The sequence below is a fragment of the Ramlibacter sp. WS9 genome (assembly GCF_003797765.1).
Lineage (GTDB): Bacteria > Pseudomonadota > Gammaproteobacteria > Burkholderiales > Burkholderiaceae_C > Ramlibacter.
Genome location: NZ_RKMB01000001.1, coordinates 403,700 through 423,087, shown reverse-complemented (window position 1 = coordinate 423,087; position 19,388 = coordinate 403,700). Strand labels below are relative to the sequence as shown.

Here is a 19,388-nt window from a genome sequence, read left to right as displayed (position 1 = left end):
ATGAAGGCGATCTACGATGTCCCGGCCCCGGCCAAGCTGAACCTCTTCCTGCATGTGACCGGCCGCCGCGCGGACGGCATGCACCTGCTGCAGTCGGCTTTCATGCTTATCGACTGGCACGACACCTTGCATTTCGAGCTGCGGCCCGGCGGCGCGCTGAGCCGCGAAGACGTCACGCGCCCGCTACCGGCCGATGATCTGGTACTACGGGCCGCACGGCTCCTGCAAGCCGCCTCGGGCTGTGCTCACGGCGCCCACATCTCCATCGAGAAGCGCGTTCCCGAGCAAGCCGGGATGGGGGGCGGCTCTTCGGACGCCGCCAGCTGTCTTCTGGCGCTCAACCGGTTGTGGGGCTTGGGCCTGCCGGTGCGGGCACTTGCAAAAATCGGCCTGCAACTGGGCGCCGACGTGCCGTTTTTCCTGGGTGGCCGCAATGCCTGGGCCGAGGGAATCGGCGAAGAATTGCAGCCTCTGGCGCTGCCGCGCGCCCGTTTCCTGGTGGTCAAACCGGCCGAAGGCCTGGCCACCGCGGCAATCTTTGCCGACCCACTGCTGAAGCGAGACAGTGAGCCTGCTATAATTTCAGGCTTTGCTGCAAACCCTTGGGGCTTTGGCCACAATGATTTGCAAGCCGTTGCGCAAAGTCTCTGTCCCGGCGTCACCCAGGCCCTCGAATGGCTGGAATCGCAGGGGTTGCAGGGGCGGATGACGGGCTCGGGCAGTGCGGTTTTCGCGAAAATCGCTCATGAGCGGACCTTGATCAAGGCGCCAACAGGTTGGCAAGTGCGGATATGCAGTAATTTGGAGGCTCATCCTCTGTTAGGGTGGGCACCCAGCGACGATTCATCGGTGGGCGGCTGATTTCAGCCGTCAACCCGTGTAGGGGAGTCGCCAAGTTGGTTAAGGCACCGGATTTTGATTCCGGCATTCGAAGGTTCGAATCCTTCCTCCCCTGCCAAAATGTGAGGCACGCGGCAGCCGCCGCGGTGCCGGGCGTCAAGGCAAAGACAGGTTACTAAGCGCTGGGTTCTGCAATGCAGGTTGTTCCACATCCCGATTTCATGGTGTTCACGGGCAACGCCAATCCCGCCCTGGCTGCGGAGATTGCGGGGCATCTGGGCATTTCGCTCGGCGCCGCCAGCGTGAGCCGCTTCTCCGACGGTGAAGTCACCGTCGAGATCAACACCAACGTTCGCGCACGAGACGTCTTCGTCGTCCAGTCCACCTGCGCACCGACGAACGAAAACCTGATGGAACTGCTGATCATGGTCGATGCGCTCAAGCGCGCCTCGGCCGAGCGGATCAGCGCCGTCATCCCCTACTTCGGCTATGCCCGCCAGGACCGCCGCCCGCGTTCGTCGCGCGTGCCGATCTCGGCCAAGGTCGTGGCCAACCTGCTGGAAACGGTGGGCGTGTCGCGCGTTCTCACGATGGACTTGCACGCCGACCAGATCCAGGGCTTTTTCGATATCCCCGTCGACAACATCTACGCGTCGCCGGTGCTGCTGGCCGACCTGCGCCAGAAGAATTACGAAGACCTGATCGTCGTGTCGCCCGACGTCGGCGGCGTGGTCCGGGCCCGCGCCCTGGCCAAGCAGCTCGACACTGACCTCGCGATCATCGACAAGCGCCGCCCGCGCGCCAACGTGAGCGAAGTGATGCACGTGATCGGCGAGATCGACGGCCGCAACTGCGTGATCATGGACGACATGATCGACACCGCCGGCACGCTGGTGAAGGCTGCCGAGGTGCTCAAGGAGCGCGGCGCAAAGAAGGTTTACGCCTATTGCACGCACCCGATCTTCTCGGGGCCGGCGATCGAGCGCATCGCCAAGGGCTCGGCCCTGGACGAAGTGGTGGTGACCAACACCATTCCGCTGTCCGACGCCGCTCATACCTGCAAGAAAATCCGCCAGCTCTCCGTGGCCCCGCTGATCGCCGAGACGATCCAGCGCATCGCCAAGGGAGAGTCGGTGATGAGTTTGTTCTCCGACCAGGAAAATCTCTTTTAAGAGAACCTGTTCTGAGGCATCGAGCGGCTCGTGCATTCAGCGCGGGCCTTTTAAAGGCGGAATCACACTGGTCGCGGTGGATTCCTATATTGGAGTTTGATTATGAAATTCGTCGCTTTTGAGCGCGCAAAGCAGGGCACGGGTGCGAGCCGCCGTCTCCGCAATACGGGCAAGACCCCGGGCATCGTCTACGGTGGCGAAGGCCAACCGCAACTGATCGAACTCGATCACAACGCGCTGTGGCACGCCCTGAAGAAGGAAACCTTCCATTCGTCCATCCTGGACATGGAACTGGCCGGCAAGGAAGCCAAGGTCCTTCTGCGTGACGTGCAGTACCACCCGTACAAGCAGCAAGTTACGCACATCGACTTCCAGCGCGTCGACGCCAAGACCAAGCTGCACATGAAGGTGCCTTTCCACTACGTGAAGGCCGAGGAATCGCAAGCCGTCAAGTTCGAGAGCTGCGTGGTCAACCACGTGATGTCCGAACTCGACATCTCCTGCCTGCCGGCCGACCTGCCCGAGTTCATCGAAGTCGACCTGTCGAGCATGAAGAAGGGCATGTCGCTGCACCTGAACGAAATCACGCTGCCCAAGGGCGTGACGGCCGTGACGCGCGGCAAGCCGAACCCGGTGCTCGTGTCCGTGGTGCAGATCGGTGGCGAAGAAGCCGTCGAGGCGGGCGCCGCCGATGCAGCCGCTGCTGCTGGCGCTGACGCCAAGGCCGCTCCGGCCAAGGACGCGAAAGCTGCTCCCGCAAAGGACGCCAAGGCCGCCCCGGCCAAGGACGCCAAGGCAGCCGCCCCCGCCAAGAAGAAGTAACTTCTTCGCAACGGCAACCTGAACGACCCATCTCGCGGCCCACCTCGGTGGGCCGTTTGCTTTGGCGAGACGCCGCGATAATCCCCACCCATGATCAAACTGTTCGTCGGCCTGGGCAACCCCGGCACCGAGTACGAAGCAACCCGGCACAACGTGGGTTTCTGGTGGGTGGACGCGCTGGCGCGCGACCTCAAGGTCAACCTCGTCAGTGACCGCGGCTACCACGGCCTCGTCGCGCGCGCCGCGTTGCACGGCCAGACCGTGTGGCTGCTCGAGCCGCAGACGTTCATGAACCTTTCGGGCAAGTCCGTCGCGGCACTCGCCCGCTTCTACAAGATAGCGCCGGAAGAGATTCTGGTGATCCACGACGAGCTGGACGTTGTGCCCGGCCAGGCCAAGCTCAAGTTCGGCGGCAGCCATGCCGGCCACAACGGGCTGCGCGACATCCACGCCCAACTGGGCACCGGTGACTACTGGCGGCTGCGTCTGGGCATCGGGCATCCCGGCGTCAAGGCCGAGGTGGTCAACTGGGTGCTGAAGAAGCCGGCGCCGGAACAGCGCGCCGCCATCGAGGAATGCATGGACCGCACGCTCAAGGCCGTGCCCGCGATGCTGGCCGGCGAAATGGAAAAGGCCACGCTGCTGGTGCACACCAGCAAGCCGCCCCGGCCCAAGCCACCGCGGCCCGAAGGCGTCTGAGCGTTTGACACAAGGAGGAGGCAAAGATGAACAACTACATGACTGTCGCCCTGGTTTGCACTGCCCTGGCCTGGGTGGCGCCCGCGGCGGCGCAAGGAACGCAAAACGTCTACCGTTGCGGCAACACGTACAGCCAGCAACCCTGCGCGGACGGAAAGCTGGTAGCCGCGAGCGACTCGCGCAGCGCCGCCCAGAAATCCCAAACCGACGAAGCCACCAAACGCGACTCCAAGGCGGCGGACGCGATGGAGAAGGCGCGCGTCAAGGAAGAGGCCAAGCCCGTGCCGGTGGGCATGCCGGCGGACAAGCCGGCATCAGCGCAGAAAGACACCAAGAAGTCCGAGCGCAAAACGAAGAAATCAAAATCGAAGAAGGACGAACACTTCACCGCTGTCGCGCCGAAGAAGCCGGGCGAGGAGCCCGTCAAGAAGAAGGCGAAGAAGGACCAATGACGGCCGTCAGGTCCCGCTTTCCTGCTTGGCCTGCGCCGTGAGACGCTGGTACTTCTGCCACAGCGTCTCCTTGTCCTCGATGTGCTGCGGATGCAGCGGGATGCACGACACCGGGCACACCTGCACGCATTGCGGCTCGTCGAAGTGGCCCACGCACTCGGTGCACCGCGCCGGGTCGATCTCGTAGATCTCCGGCCCCAGGTAGATCGCCTGGTTGGGACATTCGGGTTCGCACACATCGCAATTGATGCACTCGTCGGTGATCATCAACGCCATGCTGGAACCTCTGCACGATTGCTTGGCATAGTTCTGGCATTATCGGCGGCTTCATGAGCCTTTTCCTGTTCAAGCGCCTGATCACCCTGATTGCGACGCTGGTAGGTGCATCGGTGGTCGTGTTCCTGGTGCTGGAAATCCTGCCCGGAAACGCGGCCCAGATCCTCATGGGCCCCGATGCCTCGCCAGAAGCAGTCCACGCATTGGCCGCCAAGCTCGGCATCGATCGGCCGCCCCTCGAGCGCTACTGGCATTGGGTGAGCGGCATGCTGACCGGCGACCTGGGCGTGAGTTACGCCTACAGTACGCCCGTCTCGGAACTGGTTCTCGAAAGGCTGGCCCTTACCGTGCCGCTGGCCTTGATGGCGATGAGCATCACAGCCGTGCTGGCGCTGGCCGCCGGCATCTACGCGGCGGCGCGCCACAACAAGCTCGGCGACGTGGGCGTGATGGGCCTGTCGCAAGTGGGCATCGCCATTCCCAACTTCTGGTTCGCCATCCTGTTGATCCTGCTGTTTTCGGTGCACCTGAAGTGGTTCTCCGCCGGCGGGTTTTCGGGCTGGGACGAAGGCATCCTGCAAGGCGTCAAGGCGCTCATCCTGCCGGCGGTCTCGCTGGCCGTGGTGCAGTCGGCGATCCTTGCGCGCATCACGCGCTCGGCCGTGCTGGAAGTGTTGCGCGAAGACTTCGTGCGCACCGCGCGCGCGAAGGGCGTGTCCAAGCGCGGCGCGATGTGGGGCCATGTGCTGCGCAACGCGCTGATCCCCGTCATCACCATCATGGGCCTGCAGTTCGCCGAGCTGCTGGCGGGAACCATCGTGGTCGAGAACGTGTTCTACCTGCCGGGCCTCGGTCGCCTGATTTTTCAGTCGATCTCCAACCGAGACCTGATCGTGGTGCGCAACTGCGTGATGCTGCTGGCCGCCATGGTGGTGATCGTCAATTTCGTGGTCGACATGCTGTACGCCGTGATCGACCCGCGGGTGAAGGCGAGCGACATATGAGCGCCAACGACGTGCCCGTCGCGAACCCACCAGTGATCCATGCCCCGGGTTTCTGGAAGCGCGCGTTTGGCCATCGCAGCTTCGTCGTCGGCGCCGTGCTCAGCCTGCTGCTGGTGCTGGCGGCACTGTTGTCGCTGGTGTGGACGCCGCACTCGCCTTACGAAGTGGTGATGGGCAACAAGCTGCTGCCGCCCGGCCCCGGTCACTGGCTGGGCACGGACCCGTACGGCCGCGATGTCGTCTCGCTCTTGTTAGTGGGTGCACGCGCTTCCATCGTCGTCGGCGTGATTGCGGTGAGCATCGGCCTCATCATCGGCACCGCATTCGGGCTGCTCGCCGCCGCGCGCCGCGGGTGGGTTGAAGAAATCATCATGCGGCTGGCCGACTTCGGCTTCGCATTTCCGACGATCCTCTCGGCCATCATGCTCACGGCCGTGTTCGGCGCCGGCATGGTCAACGCCATCATCGCCATCGGCATCTACAACATCCCGACCTTTGCGCGCATCACGCGCGCGTCCGCGAACGCCGTGTGGTCGCGCGAATTCGTCCTGGCGGCGCGCGCCTGCGGCAAGGGCTCGTTCAGCATCACGATGGAACACGTGCTGCCCAACATCCTGTCGGTGCTGATCGTGCAGGCGACGATCCGCTTTGCCATCGCCATCCTGGCGGAAGCGGCCTTGTCGTATCTGGGCCTGGGTACGCAGCCGCCGCAGCCGTCGTGGGGACGCATGCTGAGCGAAGCGCAATCCATGCTGTTCCAGGCGCCGCTGCTGGCGGTGTGGCCCGGCGTGGCCATCGCGCTCGCGGTGCTCGGTCTCAACCTGCTCGGTGACGGCCTGCGCGACCTGTTCGATCCGCGCTTGGCAAGGAAACGATAAATGGGCCCCCACGCTCACATTCGTTCGCTGCCCCCCGAGGGGGCGCAAGCCTCCCTAGGGGCGGCCCGTCGGGAGTCTTGATGGCACTGCTCGAAGTCGAACACCTCCACGTCAAGCTGCAAACGCACCGCGGCCCGGCTTATGCAGTGCGCGACGTGAGCTTCTCACTGGAGCGTGGCGAAACGCTGGGGCTGGTGGGTGAATCGGGCTGCGGCAAGTCGATCACCGTGATGGCGCTGATGGGCCTTTTGCCCGAGAACGCCGAGGTGACGGGCAGCATCCGCTTCGACGGGCAGGAGCTCACCACGCAAACGGACGCGCAGATGTGCCGCATCCGCGGTAACCGCATCGGCATGATCTTCCAGGAGCCGATGACCGCGCTGAATCCGGTGCACAGCATCGGCCGCCAGGTGGGCGAGCCGCTGCGCCTGCACCGCGGCCTGTCGGCGGATGCCGCGCGCAAGGAAGCGATCGCGCTGCTGGACCGCGTGGGCATTCCCGACGCGGCACGCCGCATCGACGCCTACCCGCACCAGTTCTCGGGCGGGCAGCGCCAGCGCATCACGATCGCGATGGCGCTGGCCTGCGGACCCGACCTGCTGATCGCCGACGAGCCCACCACGGCGCTCGACGTGACGATCCAGCGCCAGATCCTGGACCTGATCGCCGACCTGGTGGAAGAGCGCGGCATGGCGTTGATGCTGATTTCCCACGATCTCGGCGTGATCGCGCAGAACGTGCATCGCATGCTGGTGATGTACGGGGGCAGCGTGGTGGAAAACGGGCCCACCGAATCGGTCTTCGAAAATCGTATGCATCCCTACACGCTGGGCCTGTTCGCCGCGCGGCCCGGGCTGCGCTCGCAGAAGGGCCAGCGGCTGGCAACGATCGCCGGCACCGTGCCCGAGCTGGTGGACCTGCCTGCCGGCTGCCCGTTCGCGGGCCGCTGCAAATTCACCATTGCAGCGTGCCACGACACCGCGCCTCCGCCGATCGAGGTGGCTCCGGATCACCGCGCACGCTGTATCCGCCTCGAGGCCGTCGAGGCGGCGAAGCGCGAGGGGGCCGCTGCATGACGGAAGCCCCGCTGCTTCGAGTCGAGAACCTGGTGCGCGAGTACACGATGCCGCGCGAGAAGCTGTTCGGGCCGCCGCCCAAAGTGCACGCGCTCAACGGCGTGAGCTTCAGCATCGAGGCGGGGCGCAGCCTGGGCATCGTCGGCGAGTCGGGCTCGGGCAAGTCGACGCTGGCGCGGCTGGTGATGGCGCTGGATACGCCGACGTCGGGAACGGTCCAGCTGCTGGGCCGCGACCTGCATGCACTGCCCCGCGAAGAACTGCGTGAAGCCCGGCGGGACATCCAGATGGTGTTCCAGGACCCGTACGGCTCGCTCGATCCGCGCCAGACCATCGAGCGCATCGTGACCGAGCCTCTGGCCGCGCAAGGCGACACCAGCCGCGACGAACGGCATGAGCGGGCCATCGACACGCTGGCCTCCGTCGGCCTGCGCGCCAACGACCTGGGCAAGTATCCGCATGAATTTTCCGGCGGCCAGCGCCAGCGCATCGCCATCGCGCGCGCGCTGATCACGCGCCCGCGGTTGATCGTGGCGGACGAACCGGTGAGCGCCCTGGACGTTTCCGTGCAGGCGCAGGTGTTGAATTTGATGCAGGACCTGCAGACCGAATTCGGCATCACCTACATGCTGATCAGCCACGACCTCGCGGTGGTGCACCACCTCTGCGACGACGTCGCGGTGCTGTGGCAGGGCCGCATTGTCGAACAGGGGCCGCCCGAGCGTCTCTTTCATGCGGCCGAGCATCCCTACACGCAGGCCCTGCTGGAAGCGGTGCCGAAGGCCGAACCGGCACGCCGCACGCGCGCGGCACCGCCCCAGCAATCCCCTCTTGCCACGTCCGGCCAATCTCGGGGATGATGGCAAGCGCGCCCCCGAAGAAGGGACGTCGAACTTTCGTTGTGGTCCCTCTCTGGAGTCAAGAATCATGAAACGTCGCACCCTCCTCACGCAATCGGCCACCGTGGCCGCCTGGGCCGCCGTGCCGCTGGCGGTTTCGCAAAGCGCATTGGCGCAGGGCAAGAAGAACGCGATCGTGCTGGGCATGGCGCTAGAGCCGCCGGGACTGGACCCGACGGCGGGCGCGGCCGCGGCCATCGCCGAGATCGTGCAGTACAACGTGCTGGAGACGCTCACCAAGATCAACTCCGACGGCAAGGTGACCCCGCTATTGGCCGAAAGCTGGGAGGTTTCGCCCGACCTCAAGACCTACACCTTCAAGCTGCGAAAGGGCGTGAAGTTCCAGAACGGCGAGCCGTTCACGGCCCAGAACGTCAAGTTCTCGTTCGACCGCGCCGGCGGCGAGAAGAGCACCAACAAGGACAAGCGCACCTTCGCCAACCTGGGCGTGCAGGTGATCGACGACTACACCGTGGTGCTGCTGAACAAGGAAATCGACCCCGACCTGCCGTTCATCCTGGGCCAGGCCACGGCCGTGATCGTGGACCCCAAGAGTGCCGACACCAACGCCACCAAGCCCGTGGGCACCGGCCCCTACAAGCTGGAAAGCTGGGCCAAGGGATCATCGGTGGTGCTGACCAAATGGGAGGGCTTTCGCAACCCCGGCCAGGCCAAGCTGAACAAGGTCACCTTCCGGTTCATTTCGGACCCTGCCGCGCAAGCTGCGGCGCTGCTGTCGGGTGACGTGGATGCGTTCCCGCGCGCTGCGACGCGGATCGTTCCGCAGTTCAAGAACAACCCGCAGTTCCAGGTGATCCTGGGCGGCTCCCGTGCCAAGACCATCCTGGCCATCAACAGCAAGAAGAAGCCGCTGGACGATCCGCGGGTGCGCCGCGCGATCCTCTCGGCCATCGACCGCAAGGCCGTGATCGACGGCGCCGCGGACGGCTTCGGCACGCCTATCGGCAGCCACTACGTGCCGGGCGCTGAAGGCTTTGTCGACACCACGGGCGTCAATCCCTACAACGTCGAAAAGGCCAAGCAGTTGCTGGCCGAGGCCGGAGTGAAGACCCCGCTCGAGCTCACGATGACGCTGCCGCCGCCGCCCTATTCGCGCCAAGGCGGTGAGGTCATTGTGTCGCAGCTCGCCAAGATCGGCATCACGGTGAAGACGCAGAACGTCGAGTGGGCGCAGTGGCTGTCCAACACCTACGGCGGCCCCAACAACTACGACCTGACGATCATTTCGCACGTGGAGCCGTTCGACCTGGGCAACTACGCCAAGCCCGGCTACTACTGGGGCTACCAGTCCAAGGCCTTCAACGACCTGTTCGACAAGATCAAGGCCACGGGCAACGCCAAGGACCGCGCCAAGCTGCTGGGCGACGCGCAGAAGCTGCTGGCTGCCGACGCCGCCAACGGCTTCCTGTTCCAGCCGCAGTTCCCCACCATCGCCAAGAAGGAAGTGAAGGGCCTGTGGAAGGACATGCCGATCTTCTGCAACGACCTTTCCTTGCTTTCGTGGGGATGATGGGTTGCGTGCATGTCTGAGCAGTACCACGGTGCATTGCATGAGCTTTCGGCCCCTACCCTGATCGACGCGTACCGCCGGCGCGACCTCTCGCCGGTGGAAGTGACGCAATCGGTACTCGGCCACATCGAGCGCTGGGAACACCATGTTCACGCGCTCTACCTGTTGCGGCCCGAGCTCGCGCTCGAGCAGGCGCGCGCCAGCGAAGCACGCTGGAATCGCGGTGAGCCGATGGGGCCATTGGACGGCGTGCCCGTCACGATCAAGGACAACATCGCCACGCACGGCGACCCGACCCCGCTGGGGACTGCCGCCGCCGATCTGGTGCCCGCTGCCGCGGATGCACCACCCGCGGCTCGCGTGCGCGAAGCCGGCGGCGTCGTCGTCGCCAAGACCACGATGCCCGACTACGGGATGCTCTCGTCGGGCTTGTCCAGCTTCCACAAGCTGGCGCGCAACCCCTGGGACCTGTCGCGCACGCCCGGCGGGTCGAGTGCCGGCGCCGGCGCGGCAGCGGCTGCGGGCTATGGGCCGCTGCACATCGGCACGGACATCGGCGGCTCGCTTCGCCTGCCGGCGGGGTGGTGCGGCATCTACACCCTCAAGCCCAGCTTGGGCCGCATCCCGATTGATCCGCCGTATACCGGCCGCGCAGCCGGCCCCATGACGCGCAGCGTTGCGGACGCGGCCTGGTTCATGCAGGTGCTGTCGCTGCCGGATCCGCGCGACAGCATGAGCCTGCCGCACCAGGAGATTGCCTGGGACCGTTTCGACGCGGGCGTTGAAAAGCTCAGGGGCCTGCGCATCGGCCTGCTGCTGGAAGCCGGTTGCGGCCTGGCGGTGGAGCCCGAGGTGCGCGCGGCGATCGAGCACGCCGCTCGACTCTTCGAACGGGCGGGCGCCGTGGTCGCGCCGATGAAGCCTTTCATGACACAGACCATGCTCGATGGCATGGACCACTTCTGGCGCATGCGCTCGCACGTGGACATGAAGAGCCTGACAACGCTGAACAAGGCCAAGGTGCTCCCCTACATCCAGCAGTGGGCCGACAGCGCCGCGGGGATGGATGGCGAAGCGCTGTACAAGGCGACCAGCCAGTTCCATGCGACGCGCGTGGCGACGGTGAATGCCTGCCGCGCATTCGACTACGTGATCTCGCCCACTTCACCGATGCCCGCGTTCGCGGCCGAATTGCCATCGCCGACCAACGATCCGCTGCGGCCTTTGGAGCACATCGGCTTTACGGTTCCGTTCAACATGTCGGAGCAGCCGGCGGCGTCGATCAACTGCGGCTACACGTCGACCGGGTTGCCGATCGGCTTGCAGATCGCCGGCCAGCGCTTCGACGACCTGGGCGTGCTGCAAGTCTCGCGCGCGTTCGAGATCATCCGCGATCCGCAACGGCCCTGGCCGCAGCCGCCGTCCGAAGCGCTGCACCATGTGGACTGACAGCCTGGGCAATGCCGCGACGCTGGAGGATGAGAGCAGCCTCGCGGCGCTCAACGACTTCGTCGAAGGATTCATCGCGAGCGAAGCGCGGGCGGTGAACATCCTGGCCGCGGCTGAACGCGACCCCAGCCCCATCGTCCAGGCCTGCTCGGCCGCGGTCCACATGTTTGCGGAGTCGCGGGATGCGTCGGCCAACGCAAAGCCGTTCCTGGATCGTGCGCTGGCGGGCGAGTCCCGCTGCACGCCGCGCGAGCGCCGCTTCATTCATGCGGTGAAGGCCTGGGTCGAAGGCGACATCCCGCGCGCAATCGCCCTGCACGACGAGCAGGCTCGCGAGTTCCCTCGCGACCTGGCATCGCTCAAGCTCGGCCACTACCACCTCTTCAATGTGGGTGATTCGCCGGGCATGCTGCGCATGGCCAGCGCTGCGGCGCCCGCTTCGGGCGACGTCCCCTACCTGCACGGCATGCTGGCGTTCGCGCATGAGCAGTGCCATCAACTGGACGAGGCGGAGGTGGCCGCGCGCCGAGCCATCTCGATGCGGCGCAAGGAACCGTGGGCCCATCACGCATTGGCGCACGTGATGCTCACCCAAGGCCGCATCGATGAAGGCCATGCGTTCATGCAGGATGTGAGCGAGACCTGGACCGGCCTCAACTCCTTCATGGTCACGCACAACTGGTGGCACCAGGCGCTCTTCGCGCTCGAACTGGAACGCCACGATGAAGTGCTGGCGCTGTACGACCAGCAGGTGTGGGGCGTGGCCAAGGACTACTCGCAGGACCAGATCAACGCCGTGTCGCTGCTCGCCCGCCTGGAACTGGCGGGCGCCGACGTGGGCGATCGTTGGCAGGATGTTGCCGGCTATCTCGCCGGGCGCCTGGACGATCATGCGCTGCCCTTCCTCGACATGCAGTACCTCTATGGCCTTGCTCGTGCAAAACGGCCGGAGGCCGACACACTGATGCGCAACATTGAGGCGCACGCGGCCAACGCGCCCGACCACGCCACGCCGGCATGGCAGCAGGTTTGCGTGCCGGCCAGCCGGGGGCTGCTCGCGCATGCGCGAGGTGACTATCAGCGTGCAGCCGACGAGCTGGGCCAAGCCCTGCCGAGGCTGGCCGAGATCGGCGGCAGCCACGCCCAGCGCGACCTGTTCGTCCGTGTGCATCGAGACGCGGTGGCACGTGCGCAGCGCGCGAACAGATGACCCGCTTGATCCTGCTCCCAGGCCTGGCCGCCGATGAAACCATGTGGGAGGCGCAGGTTCCCGCGTTGGCCCCGTGGGCGCCGATCGTCGCAGATGTGCACGCCCAGCCTCACGAAACCATCGAGGCAATGGCCGCGGCCCTTTTGGTGACTCACGAAGGTCCGCTGGTTCTTTGCGGCGCTTCCATGGGCGGGATGATCGCGATGGAAGCCGCGCGCCAGGCGCCGCAGCGAATCACCGGCCTCGCACTGCTGGGCACATCCGCACGGCCCGAAACGCCCGACATGCGCAAGCTGCGCGAAGGGGCCATCGAGCTGTTCGCGCAGGGCCGCGTCGCCGAAGTGATCGAACCCAACGTCGCCTTTGCCTTCCACCCGGACCAGGCGCGCGACGCCGTGCTGGTGCGCTCCTACATCGACTTCGTGCTGCGCGCCGGCGCGGACCAGTTAATCCGGCAAAACCGCGCGGTGATCGTCAGGCCCGATGCGCGGACGCACCTTGCGGCAGTGCGTTGCCCGACGCTGGTGATGTGCGGCGACAGCGACCAGTTGGCACCGCCGGAATGCTCACTGGAGATCGCGGCGCTGGTTCCCGGTGCGCAGTTGAAATGGGTGCCGCGCTGCGGCCACATGCTGACGATGGAAAGGCCGGATGTCGTGAACGCCGAGCTCGTGGCGTGGCTGGAAAGCTTGTCGTTAAAGTCGTTAAAGACTTAAGCCTGCGTGGAGGGTCGCAGGAACCGGGACATGGTTTGCCGGTCAAGCCCGCAATGACAGAAACTAATCCTGGGCCAGGTTCCGGACCTTTTCCATGAGCCGCTCCTGCACCTTCGGCGAAACGAATTTTTCGATTTCGCCGCCCAGCACGGCGATCTCGCGAACGAAGGTGCTGCTGATGAACTGGTATTTGTCGCTGGGCGTGAGGAAGACCGTTTCCACGTTGGGCATCAGGCTGCGGTTCATGCCGGCCAGCTGAAACTCGTAGTCGAAGTCGGTCACCGCGCGCAGGCCGCGCACCATGGCCTTGCCACCGCGCGCCACGACGAAGTCGCGCAGCAGGCCCGAAAAACTTTCCACCGTGACTTGCGGGTAGCCCGCGGTCACGATCTTGGCCATGTCGATGCGTTCCTGCAGCGAAAACATGGCCTTCTTGTGGTGGCCCGCCGCAACGGCGACGATCACCTTGTCGAACAGCTGGGTGGCGCGCCGCACCACGTCTTCATGTCCCAGGGTCATCGGGTCGAAGGTGCCGGGATAGACGGCAATCACGCTCTGCGCCATGTTGTCTCCTCAACGGTCGGCTTTTCGCCATTTGCTGCGGTGCATTATGCAGCCCGGCGCAGCAGGTGCGCGTGCACGGCTCCAGCCTTCAGGTGGCGCACCGCTGCCAAGCCATAGGGCGCCAGCGCGGCATCGTCCCACGCAACGGGCGCCTCGAGATAGATCAGCCCCTCGGCCGAGAGTGCCTGTGCCGCAGCGGCGAGCGCCTTTTCGTAGAGGCCGGCGTCGAACGGCGGGTCCAGGAAGATGAGCTCGGTCGAGCCCGGCGCGAGCCGGCCCAGCACGGAAAGCCCGTTCCCCCGCTCCACCTTGACGGCCGCGGCGCCGAGCTTGGCCTGAATTGCGCGCAATTGGTCGACGAGCTGTGCGTCCTGCTCCACCACGAGCACATCGGCCGCGCCGCGCGAGGCGGCCTCCAGCCCCAGCGCGCCGGTGCCGGCAAATGCATCGACACAGCGCCAGCCGGTGAGGTCTTGCCCCAGCCAGTTGAAAAGGGTTTCACGCACGCGGTCGGGCGTGGGCCGCAGCCCGGGCTTGTCCGCCACCGGCAGTTTGGTGCGTTTCCATTGGCCGCCGATGATCCGCACTTCGCGTGGAACCTGTGTGGGGCGGCGGGTGGGGACTTTTTTGGCAGGCGGGGGGCGTCGATTCATGGCCCGCCGATCATAGAAGAGGCACCCGCAAGGATGTTTGCCGATATGCCCGGATCGACGCGGCGCGGTCTTTTGAACCGCGGCCGCGCGACCGGCTTGCCCCTCTTTTTCTACGCCTCCCTGGCGCTTCTGGCATCGTGTGACAGCGATGAAGCCATTCTGGAGGCAGAAAAAAGACCTGTGTTGCCAACCCCTGTCAACCTTGACAGGGTAGCAAACGTAACAGACGATTACTGTTGGGGCGCGGCTGCAGCGCCGACGGTCACGGTGACCATGCGCTGCGGCTGAAGCTTGCGCGCGAAGGCGGCCTTGACGTCGGCCGCCGTGATGCGCTCCACCTGGCGCGTCCAGGTGTCCAGGTAGTCCAGCGGCAGATTGTTCCAGGCGATGTTGGCGACGTTGTCCAGGAGCTTGCGGTTGCTGTCGATGAGGAGAGGGAATCCGCCGATCAGGTTGTCCTTGGCGGCCTTGAGCTCCGCCGGAGTCGGCCCTTCGGCGACGAACCGCGCCAACACGTCGCGAGAAACCTGTATCGCCTGTGCGGTCTGGTCTGGGCGGGTCTGGAGCCCCACGGTGAAGGCACCGGCGTGCAGGCCCGGAGAAAAATAGCTGTAGACGCTGTAGCTCAGCCCGCGCTTTTCGCGCACTTCCTCCGTCAGCCGCGAGACGAATCCACCGCCGCCGAGGGTGTAGTTGCCGACCACCAGCGCGAAATGGTCGGGGTCGCTACGCTTGTAGCCGGGTTGGCCGATCAGCACGTGGGCCTGGGCCGACGCGAACGGGATGGCGCGAACCACCGGGTCGGCCAGTGTCACCACCTCCGCCACGGGCGGCAGGGGCTCGCAGCGGCCGGTGGTCGCGTCGGGCAGCCGCGACAGCAACTGCGTGACCATCGCGTCGGCCTGGGCGCGGGTGACAGCGCCCACGATGCTGATCTTCGCCCGGCAAGGCTCGATGCCGCCGCGGTACGCCTGGCGCATGTCGTCGACACTGATGCGCGCCAAGGTCGCCTCGGTCGTCTCGTAGCCATACGGGTGCGTGCCGTAGACGGCGGCCGCGAAGGCGTGGCCGACGATCGTGGCGGGCTTCGTGTTCGCTTCCCGGATCGACGCCGACATGCGCTGGCGATCGCGCTGCCACACCGCGTCGGGAAACGACGGATCGGCCAGCTGCCGCGACGCAAGCTGGATCGCCTTGGGAAGCAAGTCCGGGTAGTTCAGCGATCGCAGCGAAAAACTCATGCGGTCGCTGCTGGCGCTGGCGCCAAAGCCCGCACCCAGGTCGGCCCAGGCTTCGCTCAGCTGGTTTTCGTCGAGCGCGGCGTCATAGGCCCCGGCGCCCGGCGTGCGCGCGGCGGTAATGCCCTTGGAAGCCATCGTCGCCGTCACGCGGGCCAGGCCCGCCTTGTCGGCCGGGTCCCGGCGGCTGCCGGCGTCGAAGTCGATCTGAAAATCCACCATCGGGATCGACGGGCTCTCGACCAGGTAGACCTTGGCGCCGCTGGGCTGGGTCCAATGCTGGATCGGGATGGCGGCCATCGCCTGCCCGCAAATCATCAGCAGGACGGCGGCAAGGGCGCGTATGGAATGGCGGGGGCTGGTCATGGAATGAGTCATGGTGTGCAAACCGTTCAATGGCGCGAGCCCGGAGGCGGCGTGCGGGGTTTGCGATTGGGATCGACCGGCTGCGGCCGCAGGATGCCGACGGTGAGCTGGTCGTCGCCGAAGTAGCGCGCGGCGACCGACTTGACCTGCTCGGCCGTGATGGCGCGCAGGCGCTGGATCAGGCGCTCGCTGGAGTCCAGGGGCAGGCCCTCCACCCAGTACTCGCCCAATTCCCTGGCCTGGTTCATCACCGAATCCAGCTTGTAGACCTCGGCGGCGATCCATTGCGTCTTGACGCGCGTGAGCTCGGCTTCGCTGACGCCGTCGCGTGCGACCTTGGCCACTTCGGCGCGCAAGGCCGCTTCCAGCTGCTCGGGCGTCTTGCCTTTGGCAGGCACGCCGTCTAGCGTGAAGATCTGAGGGCCGCGCCCGGAAAAGCCGTTGCCCGCGCCAACGCTGTCGGCGAGCCTGTCCGGACCCTGCGTCAGCGCGCGGTCCAGCCGGGCGTTGGGGTAGCCGTCGAGCACGGCTGCCAGCACCGTGAGCGCAAGCGCATCGTCGTTGGCGGCGCCCGGCTCGAACGAAGTGAACTGCGGCACCTTGAATGCGAGCGCTACGTACGACTGTTCGGCGGGCGCCTTGAACTCCAGCCGGCGCACGCCCACCTGATCGGGCTCGGTGCGGGGCTTGCGAGGCGGGACCGGCCGGGCAGCGATGGCGCCATAGTATTTTTCCACCAGCCGGCGGACCTGAGCCGGCTCGACGTCGCCTGCCACGACGACGACCGCGTTGGCGGGCACATACCAGTGCTTGTAGAAGTCGCGCGCGTCCTGCGGCGTCATCGCATCAAGGTCGCTCATCCAGCCGACGATGGGACGTCGATACGGCGATGCCTGGAAAATCGTGGCGTTCAGGGCCTCCCACATCAGGGACCGCGGCTGGTCCTCGGTACGCATCCGCCGCTCTTCTTTCACCACCTCCAGCTCGCGCTTGAACTCGTCGTCGGGCCACTGGTTGTTGGCGAAGCGGTCGGCCTCGAGCTTCATCACGTCTTCGAGCTTGCCCGCGGGAATTTGCTGGTAATAGCCCGTGGCATCGCGCATCGTGAATGCGTTCTCGCGCCCGCCCAGGGCGGCGACCCGCTGCGAGAACTCACCGGGCTTGAGCTGCTTGGTGCCTTTGAACAGCATGTGTTCGAGCACGTGCGCCACGCCGCTGGCGCCGTCGACCTCGTCGATCGAGCCCACACGCAGGTACACCATGTGCACGGCCGTGGGCGCCCGGCGGTCCGGCTTGATGATGACCGACATCCCGTTGCCGAGCTTGAATTGTTCTACCGGGGCGGGGGCTTGCGCGTGCGCTGCGGGGATGAATCCCAGAAGGGAAAAACAGCACAGGGCCAGTTGAAGGACGTGTTTCATAGAATCCTGTGATTCTAAGAACCCCCCAATGTTCAGCTTCTTCAAGAAAAAACCCGCGGCCACACCCGCACCGACTGCAGCGCCGGCACCCGCCAAAGAGGAACGCAGCCTCATCGGCAGCGCGTTGGTGCAGCCGATGGAAATTCCGGTGCTCGCGCCGGTGGCTCCGGAGCGCGAGCGCTGGTTCGAAAAGCTCAGCTCGGGCCTGCGCAAGACCGGTTCCAGCATCTCGCAGGTGTTCACCGGCGGGCAGATCGACGACCAGCTCTACGAAGAACTCGAGTCCGCGCTGCTGATGGCGGACACGGGCGTCAAGGCGACGCAATACCTGCTGGACGAGGTCAAGCGCCGCGTGCAGGCGAGCGGCGCGACGCGGCCGGTGCAGGTGAAGAACATCCTCGCGGACTCGCTGGCGCAACTGCTGCGCCCGCTGGAGAAAGCTCTGGTGATCGGCGAGTACAAGCCCACGGTGATCATGGTGGCCGGCGTGAACGGCGCGGGCAAGACCACGTCCATCGGCAAGCTCACCAAGCACCTGGCGGGCGAAGGCGCGTCGGTGCTGCTGGCGGCGGCGGACACGTTCCGCGCGGCGGCGCGAGAGCAACTCACCGTATGGGCCGATCGCAACACAGTGGAGATCGTGAGCCAGGAAGGCGGCGATCCGGCCGCCGTGAGCTTCGACGCGGTGACGGCCGGCAAGGCGCGCGGCAAGGACGTCGTACTGGTCGACACGGCCGGCCGCCTGCCCACGCAGCTGCACCTGATGGAAGAACTCAAGAAAATCAAGCGTGTGGTGCAGAAGGCTGATTCCACGTCACCCCACGAGGTGCTGCTGGTGATCGACGGCAACACGGGCCAGAACGCGTTGGCGCAGGTTCGCTCGTTCGACGATGCGCTTCAGCTGACGGGGCTGATCGTGACCAAGCTCGACGGTACGGCCAAGGGCGGCGTTCTGGCGGCCATCGCGCAGGAGCGGCCGATACCCGTGTACTTCATTGGCGTCGGCGAGAAACTCGAAGACCTTGAAACCTTCAACGCGCGCGAGTTCGCCCTCGCATTACTGTCATGAGCGCCGCCGCCGAACCGCGTCTCACGTCGCTTTCGCACGGCGGCGGCTGCGGCTGCAAGATCGCGCCGGGCGTGTTGTCGGAGATCCTCAAAGGCACGGCGCGCATGCCCATGCCGCCCGAGCTGTTAGTCGGCATCGAGACCGCGGACGATGCGGCCGTCTACAAGCTCAACGACGAGCAGGCGCTGATCGCGACCACGGATTTCTTCATGCCCATCGTCGACGATCCGTACGACTTCGGGCGCATCGCTGCCACGAACGCTATCTCCGACGTCTACGCCATGGGCGGCCGGCCGATCATGGCGCTGGCGCTGGTCGGCATGCCGGTCAATGTGCTCTCCACGCAGACGATCGGCAAGATCCTGGCCGGGGGCGAGTCCATCTGCCGCGAGGCCGGTATTCCCATTGCCGGAGGGCACACCATCGATTCGGTGGAACCCATCTATGGGCTGGTGGCCTTGGGCCTGGTACACCCGGGCCGTGTCAAGCGCAACGCGGATGCGCGGACCGGCGACGTGCTGGTGCTGGGCAAGCCCCTGGGCGTCGGGGTTCTCTCGGCCGCGCTCAAGAAGGAGGCACTGGATGCCGCCGGCTACGCCTGCATGATCGCGACGACGACGAAGCTCAACACGCCCGGGCCGGAGCTCGCGGCGCTTGACGGCGTCCACGCACTGACGGACGTGACGGGTTTCGGCCTGGCCGGCCATGCACTCGAGCTGGCGCGCGGCGCGCAGTTGCCGGTCCATATCGAATGGTCAGGCGTGCCTTTGCTTCCGGGCGTTCGCGAGCTGGCCGCGCAAGGCATGGTCACCGGCGCTTCCGGGCGCAACTGGCTGGGCTATGGCGCCGACATCACTTTGCCGGCGGGCTTTGCGGCACCGGACCAGGCGCTTCTGTCAGATCCCCAGACGAGCGGCGGGCTCCTGGTGTCGTGCGTGCCTGAAGCTCTAGACAGCGTGATGGCGGTGTTCCGCAGGCACGGCTTCGATGGCGCGGCGGTGGTCGGACATGTCGGGGCGCGCGGCGAGGCTGTGCGCCTTTCGGTGTCCTGAA

General features: G+C 65.9%; 20 protein-coding genes and 1 tRNA gene. 16 read left to right on the top strand and 5 right to left on the bottom strand.

The window, feature by feature from the left end; all coding sequences use genetic code 11:
- From ispE to EEB15_RS02045, 6 genes are all read left to right on the top strand, one after another.
- Window positions 1-861, top strand: coding sequence for a 4-(cytidine 5'-diphospho)-2-C-methyl-D-erythritol kinase (gene ispE / locus EEB15_RS02070; protein WP_141507857.1), 861 nt, complete (start codon window positions 1-3; stop codon window positions 859-861).
- A 20-nt stretch (window positions 862-881) separates the two neighbouring features.
- Window positions 882-958 (top strand) — tRNA-Gln (locus EEB15_RS02065).
- A 76-nt stretch (window positions 959-1,034) separates the two neighbouring features.
- A complete protein-coding gene (locus EEB15_RS02060; RefSeq protein WP_141507856.1) occupies window positions 1,035-2,012 on the top strand; it encodes a ribose-phosphate pyrophosphokinase in 978 nt (325 codons plus the stop codon).
- A gap of 102 nt (window positions 2,013-2,114) precedes the next feature.
- Entirely contained in the window at window positions 2,115-2,834 is a 720-nt protein-coding gene (locus tag EEB15_RS02055; RefSeq protein WP_141507855.1) for a 50S ribosomal protein L25/general stress protein Ctc, read from the top strand.
- 90 nt (window positions 2,835-2,924) lie between these two features.
- On the top strand, window positions 2,925-3,533 hold the full coding sequence (gene pth, locus EEB15_RS02050) for an aminoacyl-tRNA hydrolase (protein ID WP_141507854.1): 609 nt from the start codon (window positions 2,925-2,927) through the stop codon (window positions 3,531-3,533).
- Window positions 3,534-3,559: 26 nt separating this feature from the next.
- A complete protein-coding gene (locus tag EEB15_RS02045) occupies window positions 3,560-3,985 on the top strand; it encodes a hypothetical protein (protein ID WP_141507853.1) in 426 nt (141 codons plus the stop codon).
- Between the two features lie 6 nt (window positions 3,986-3,991).
- Here the strand turns inward: EEB15_RS02045 and EEB15_RS02040 are convergent, their stop codons facing one another.
- On the bottom strand, window positions 3,992-4,261 hold the full coding sequence (locus EEB15_RS02040; protein ID WP_141507852.1) for a YfhL family 4Fe-4S dicluster ferredoxin: 270 nt from the start codon (window positions 4,259-4,261) through the stop codon (window positions 3,992-3,994).
- Window positions 4,262-4,314: 53 nt separating this feature from the next.
- On the opposite strand from EEB15_RS02040, the gene EEB15_RS02035 reads away from it, so the two are divergent.
- The 8 genes from EEB15_RS02035 (at window position 4,315) to EEB15_RS02000 (ending at window position 13,024) form a co-directional block, all read left to right on the top strand.
- On the top strand, window positions 4,315-5,265 hold the full coding sequence (locus EEB15_RS02035) for an ABC transporter permease (protein WP_141507851.1): 951 nt from the start codon (window positions 4,315-4,317) through the stop codon (window positions 5,263-5,265).
- A complete protein-coding gene (locus EEB15_RS02030; RefSeq protein ID WP_141507850.1) occupies window positions 5,262-6,143 on the top strand; it encodes an ABC transporter permease in 882 nt (293 codons plus the stop codon). Before EEB15_RS02035 ends, EEB15_RS02030 begins: the two co-directional genes overlap by 4 nt.
- A gap of 80 nt (window positions 6,144-6,223) precedes the next feature.
- Window positions 6,224-7,219 carry an ABC transporter ATP-binding protein gene (locus tag EEB15_RS02025; RefSeq protein ID WP_141507849.1) on the top strand — a complete coding sequence of 332 codons (996 nt, stop codon included), beginning with the start codon at window positions 6,224-6,226 and terminating at the stop codon, window positions 7,217-7,219.
- Window positions 7,216-8,079 (top strand): ABC transporter ATP-binding protein, encoded by an 864-nt coding sequence (locus tag EEB15_RS02020; protein ID WP_141507848.1) that lies wholly within the window; start codon window positions 7,216-7,218, stop codon window positions 8,077-8,079. The genes EEB15_RS02025 and EEB15_RS02020 overlap by 4 nt, the downstream gene beginning before the upstream one ends.
- Before the next feature lie 64 nt (window positions 8,080-8,143).
- The gene (locus EEB15_RS02015; RefSeq protein WP_199236439.1) at window positions 8,144-9,649 is read left to right on the top strand and encodes an ABC transporter substrate-binding protein; all 1,506 of its coding nucleotides are present in this window, start codon (window positions 8,144-8,146) and stop codon (window positions 9,647-9,649) included.
- Window positions 9,650-9,661: 12 nt separating this feature from the next.
- Window positions 9,662-11,098 (top strand): amidase, encoded by a 1,437-nt coding sequence (locus EEB15_RS02010; protein WP_141507846.1) that lies wholly within the window; start codon window positions 9,662-9,664, stop codon window positions 11,096-11,098.
- Window positions 11,088-12,308: a tetratricopeptide repeat protein gene (locus EEB15_RS02005; protein ID WP_233259306.1), complete on the top strand. Its 1,221-nt coding sequence runs from the start codon at window positions 11,088-11,090 to the stop codon at window positions 12,306-12,308. Before EEB15_RS02010 ends, EEB15_RS02005 begins: the two co-directional genes overlap by 11 nt.
- On the top strand, window positions 12,305-13,024 hold the full coding sequence (locus tag EEB15_RS02000; protein ID WP_141507845.1) for an alpha/beta fold hydrolase: 720 nt from the start codon (window positions 12,305-12,307) through the stop codon (window positions 13,022-13,024). The genes EEB15_RS02005 and EEB15_RS02000 overlap by 4 nt, the downstream gene beginning before the upstream one ends.
- 63 nt (window positions 13,025-13,087) lie before the next feature.
- On the opposite strand, the gene coaD is transcribed toward EEB15_RS02000, so the two are convergent.
- The 4 genes from coaD to EEB15_RS01980 form a co-directional block, all read right to left on the bottom strand.
- Window positions 13,088-13,588 (bottom strand): pantetheine-phosphate adenylyltransferase, encoded by a 501-nt coding sequence (coaD, locus tag EEB15_RS01995; RefSeq protein WP_141507844.1) that lies wholly within the window; start codon window positions 13,586-13,588, stop codon window positions 13,088-13,090.
- 44 nt (window positions 13,589-13,632) lie between these two features.
- Complete coding sequence (rsmD, locus tag EEB15_RS01990; protein ID WP_141507843.1) at window positions 13,633-14,241, bottom strand: 16S rRNA (guanine(966)-N(2))-methyltransferase RsmD; 609 nt, start codon at window positions 14,239-14,241, stop codon at window positions 13,633-13,635.
- Window positions 14,242-14,471: 230 nt separating this feature from the next.
- Window positions 14,472-15,845, bottom strand: coding sequence for a M16 family metallopeptidase (locus EEB15_RS01985; RefSeq protein ID WP_370283278.1), 1,374 nt, complete (start codon window positions 15,843-15,845; stop codon window positions 14,472-14,474).
- A 26-nt stretch (window positions 15,846-15,871) separates the two neighbouring features.
- Window positions 15,872-17,266, bottom strand: a complete 1,395-nt coding sequence (locus tag EEB15_RS01980; protein ID WP_141507841.1) for a pitrilysin family protein — start codon at window positions 17,264-17,266, stop codon at window positions 15,872-15,874.
- Between the two features lie 28 nt (window positions 17,267-17,294).
- On the opposite strand from EEB15_RS01980, the gene ftsY reads away from it, so the two are divergent.
- Together ftsY and selD are read left to right on the top strand one after the other, a co-directional pair.
- On the top strand, window positions 17,295-18,335 hold the full coding sequence (gene ftsY, locus EEB15_RS01975) for a signal recognition particle-docking protein FtsY (protein ID WP_141507840.1): 1,041 nt from the start codon (window positions 17,295-17,297) through the stop codon (window positions 18,333-18,335).
- Complete coding sequence (selD, locus tag EEB15_RS01970) at window positions 18,332-19,387, top strand: selenide, water dikinase SelD (protein WP_141507839.1); 1,056 nt, start codon at window positions 18,332-18,334, stop codon at window positions 19,385-19,387. The genes ftsY and selD overlap by 4 nt, the downstream gene beginning before the upstream one ends.
- Window position 19,388: the final 1 nt, after the last annotated feature.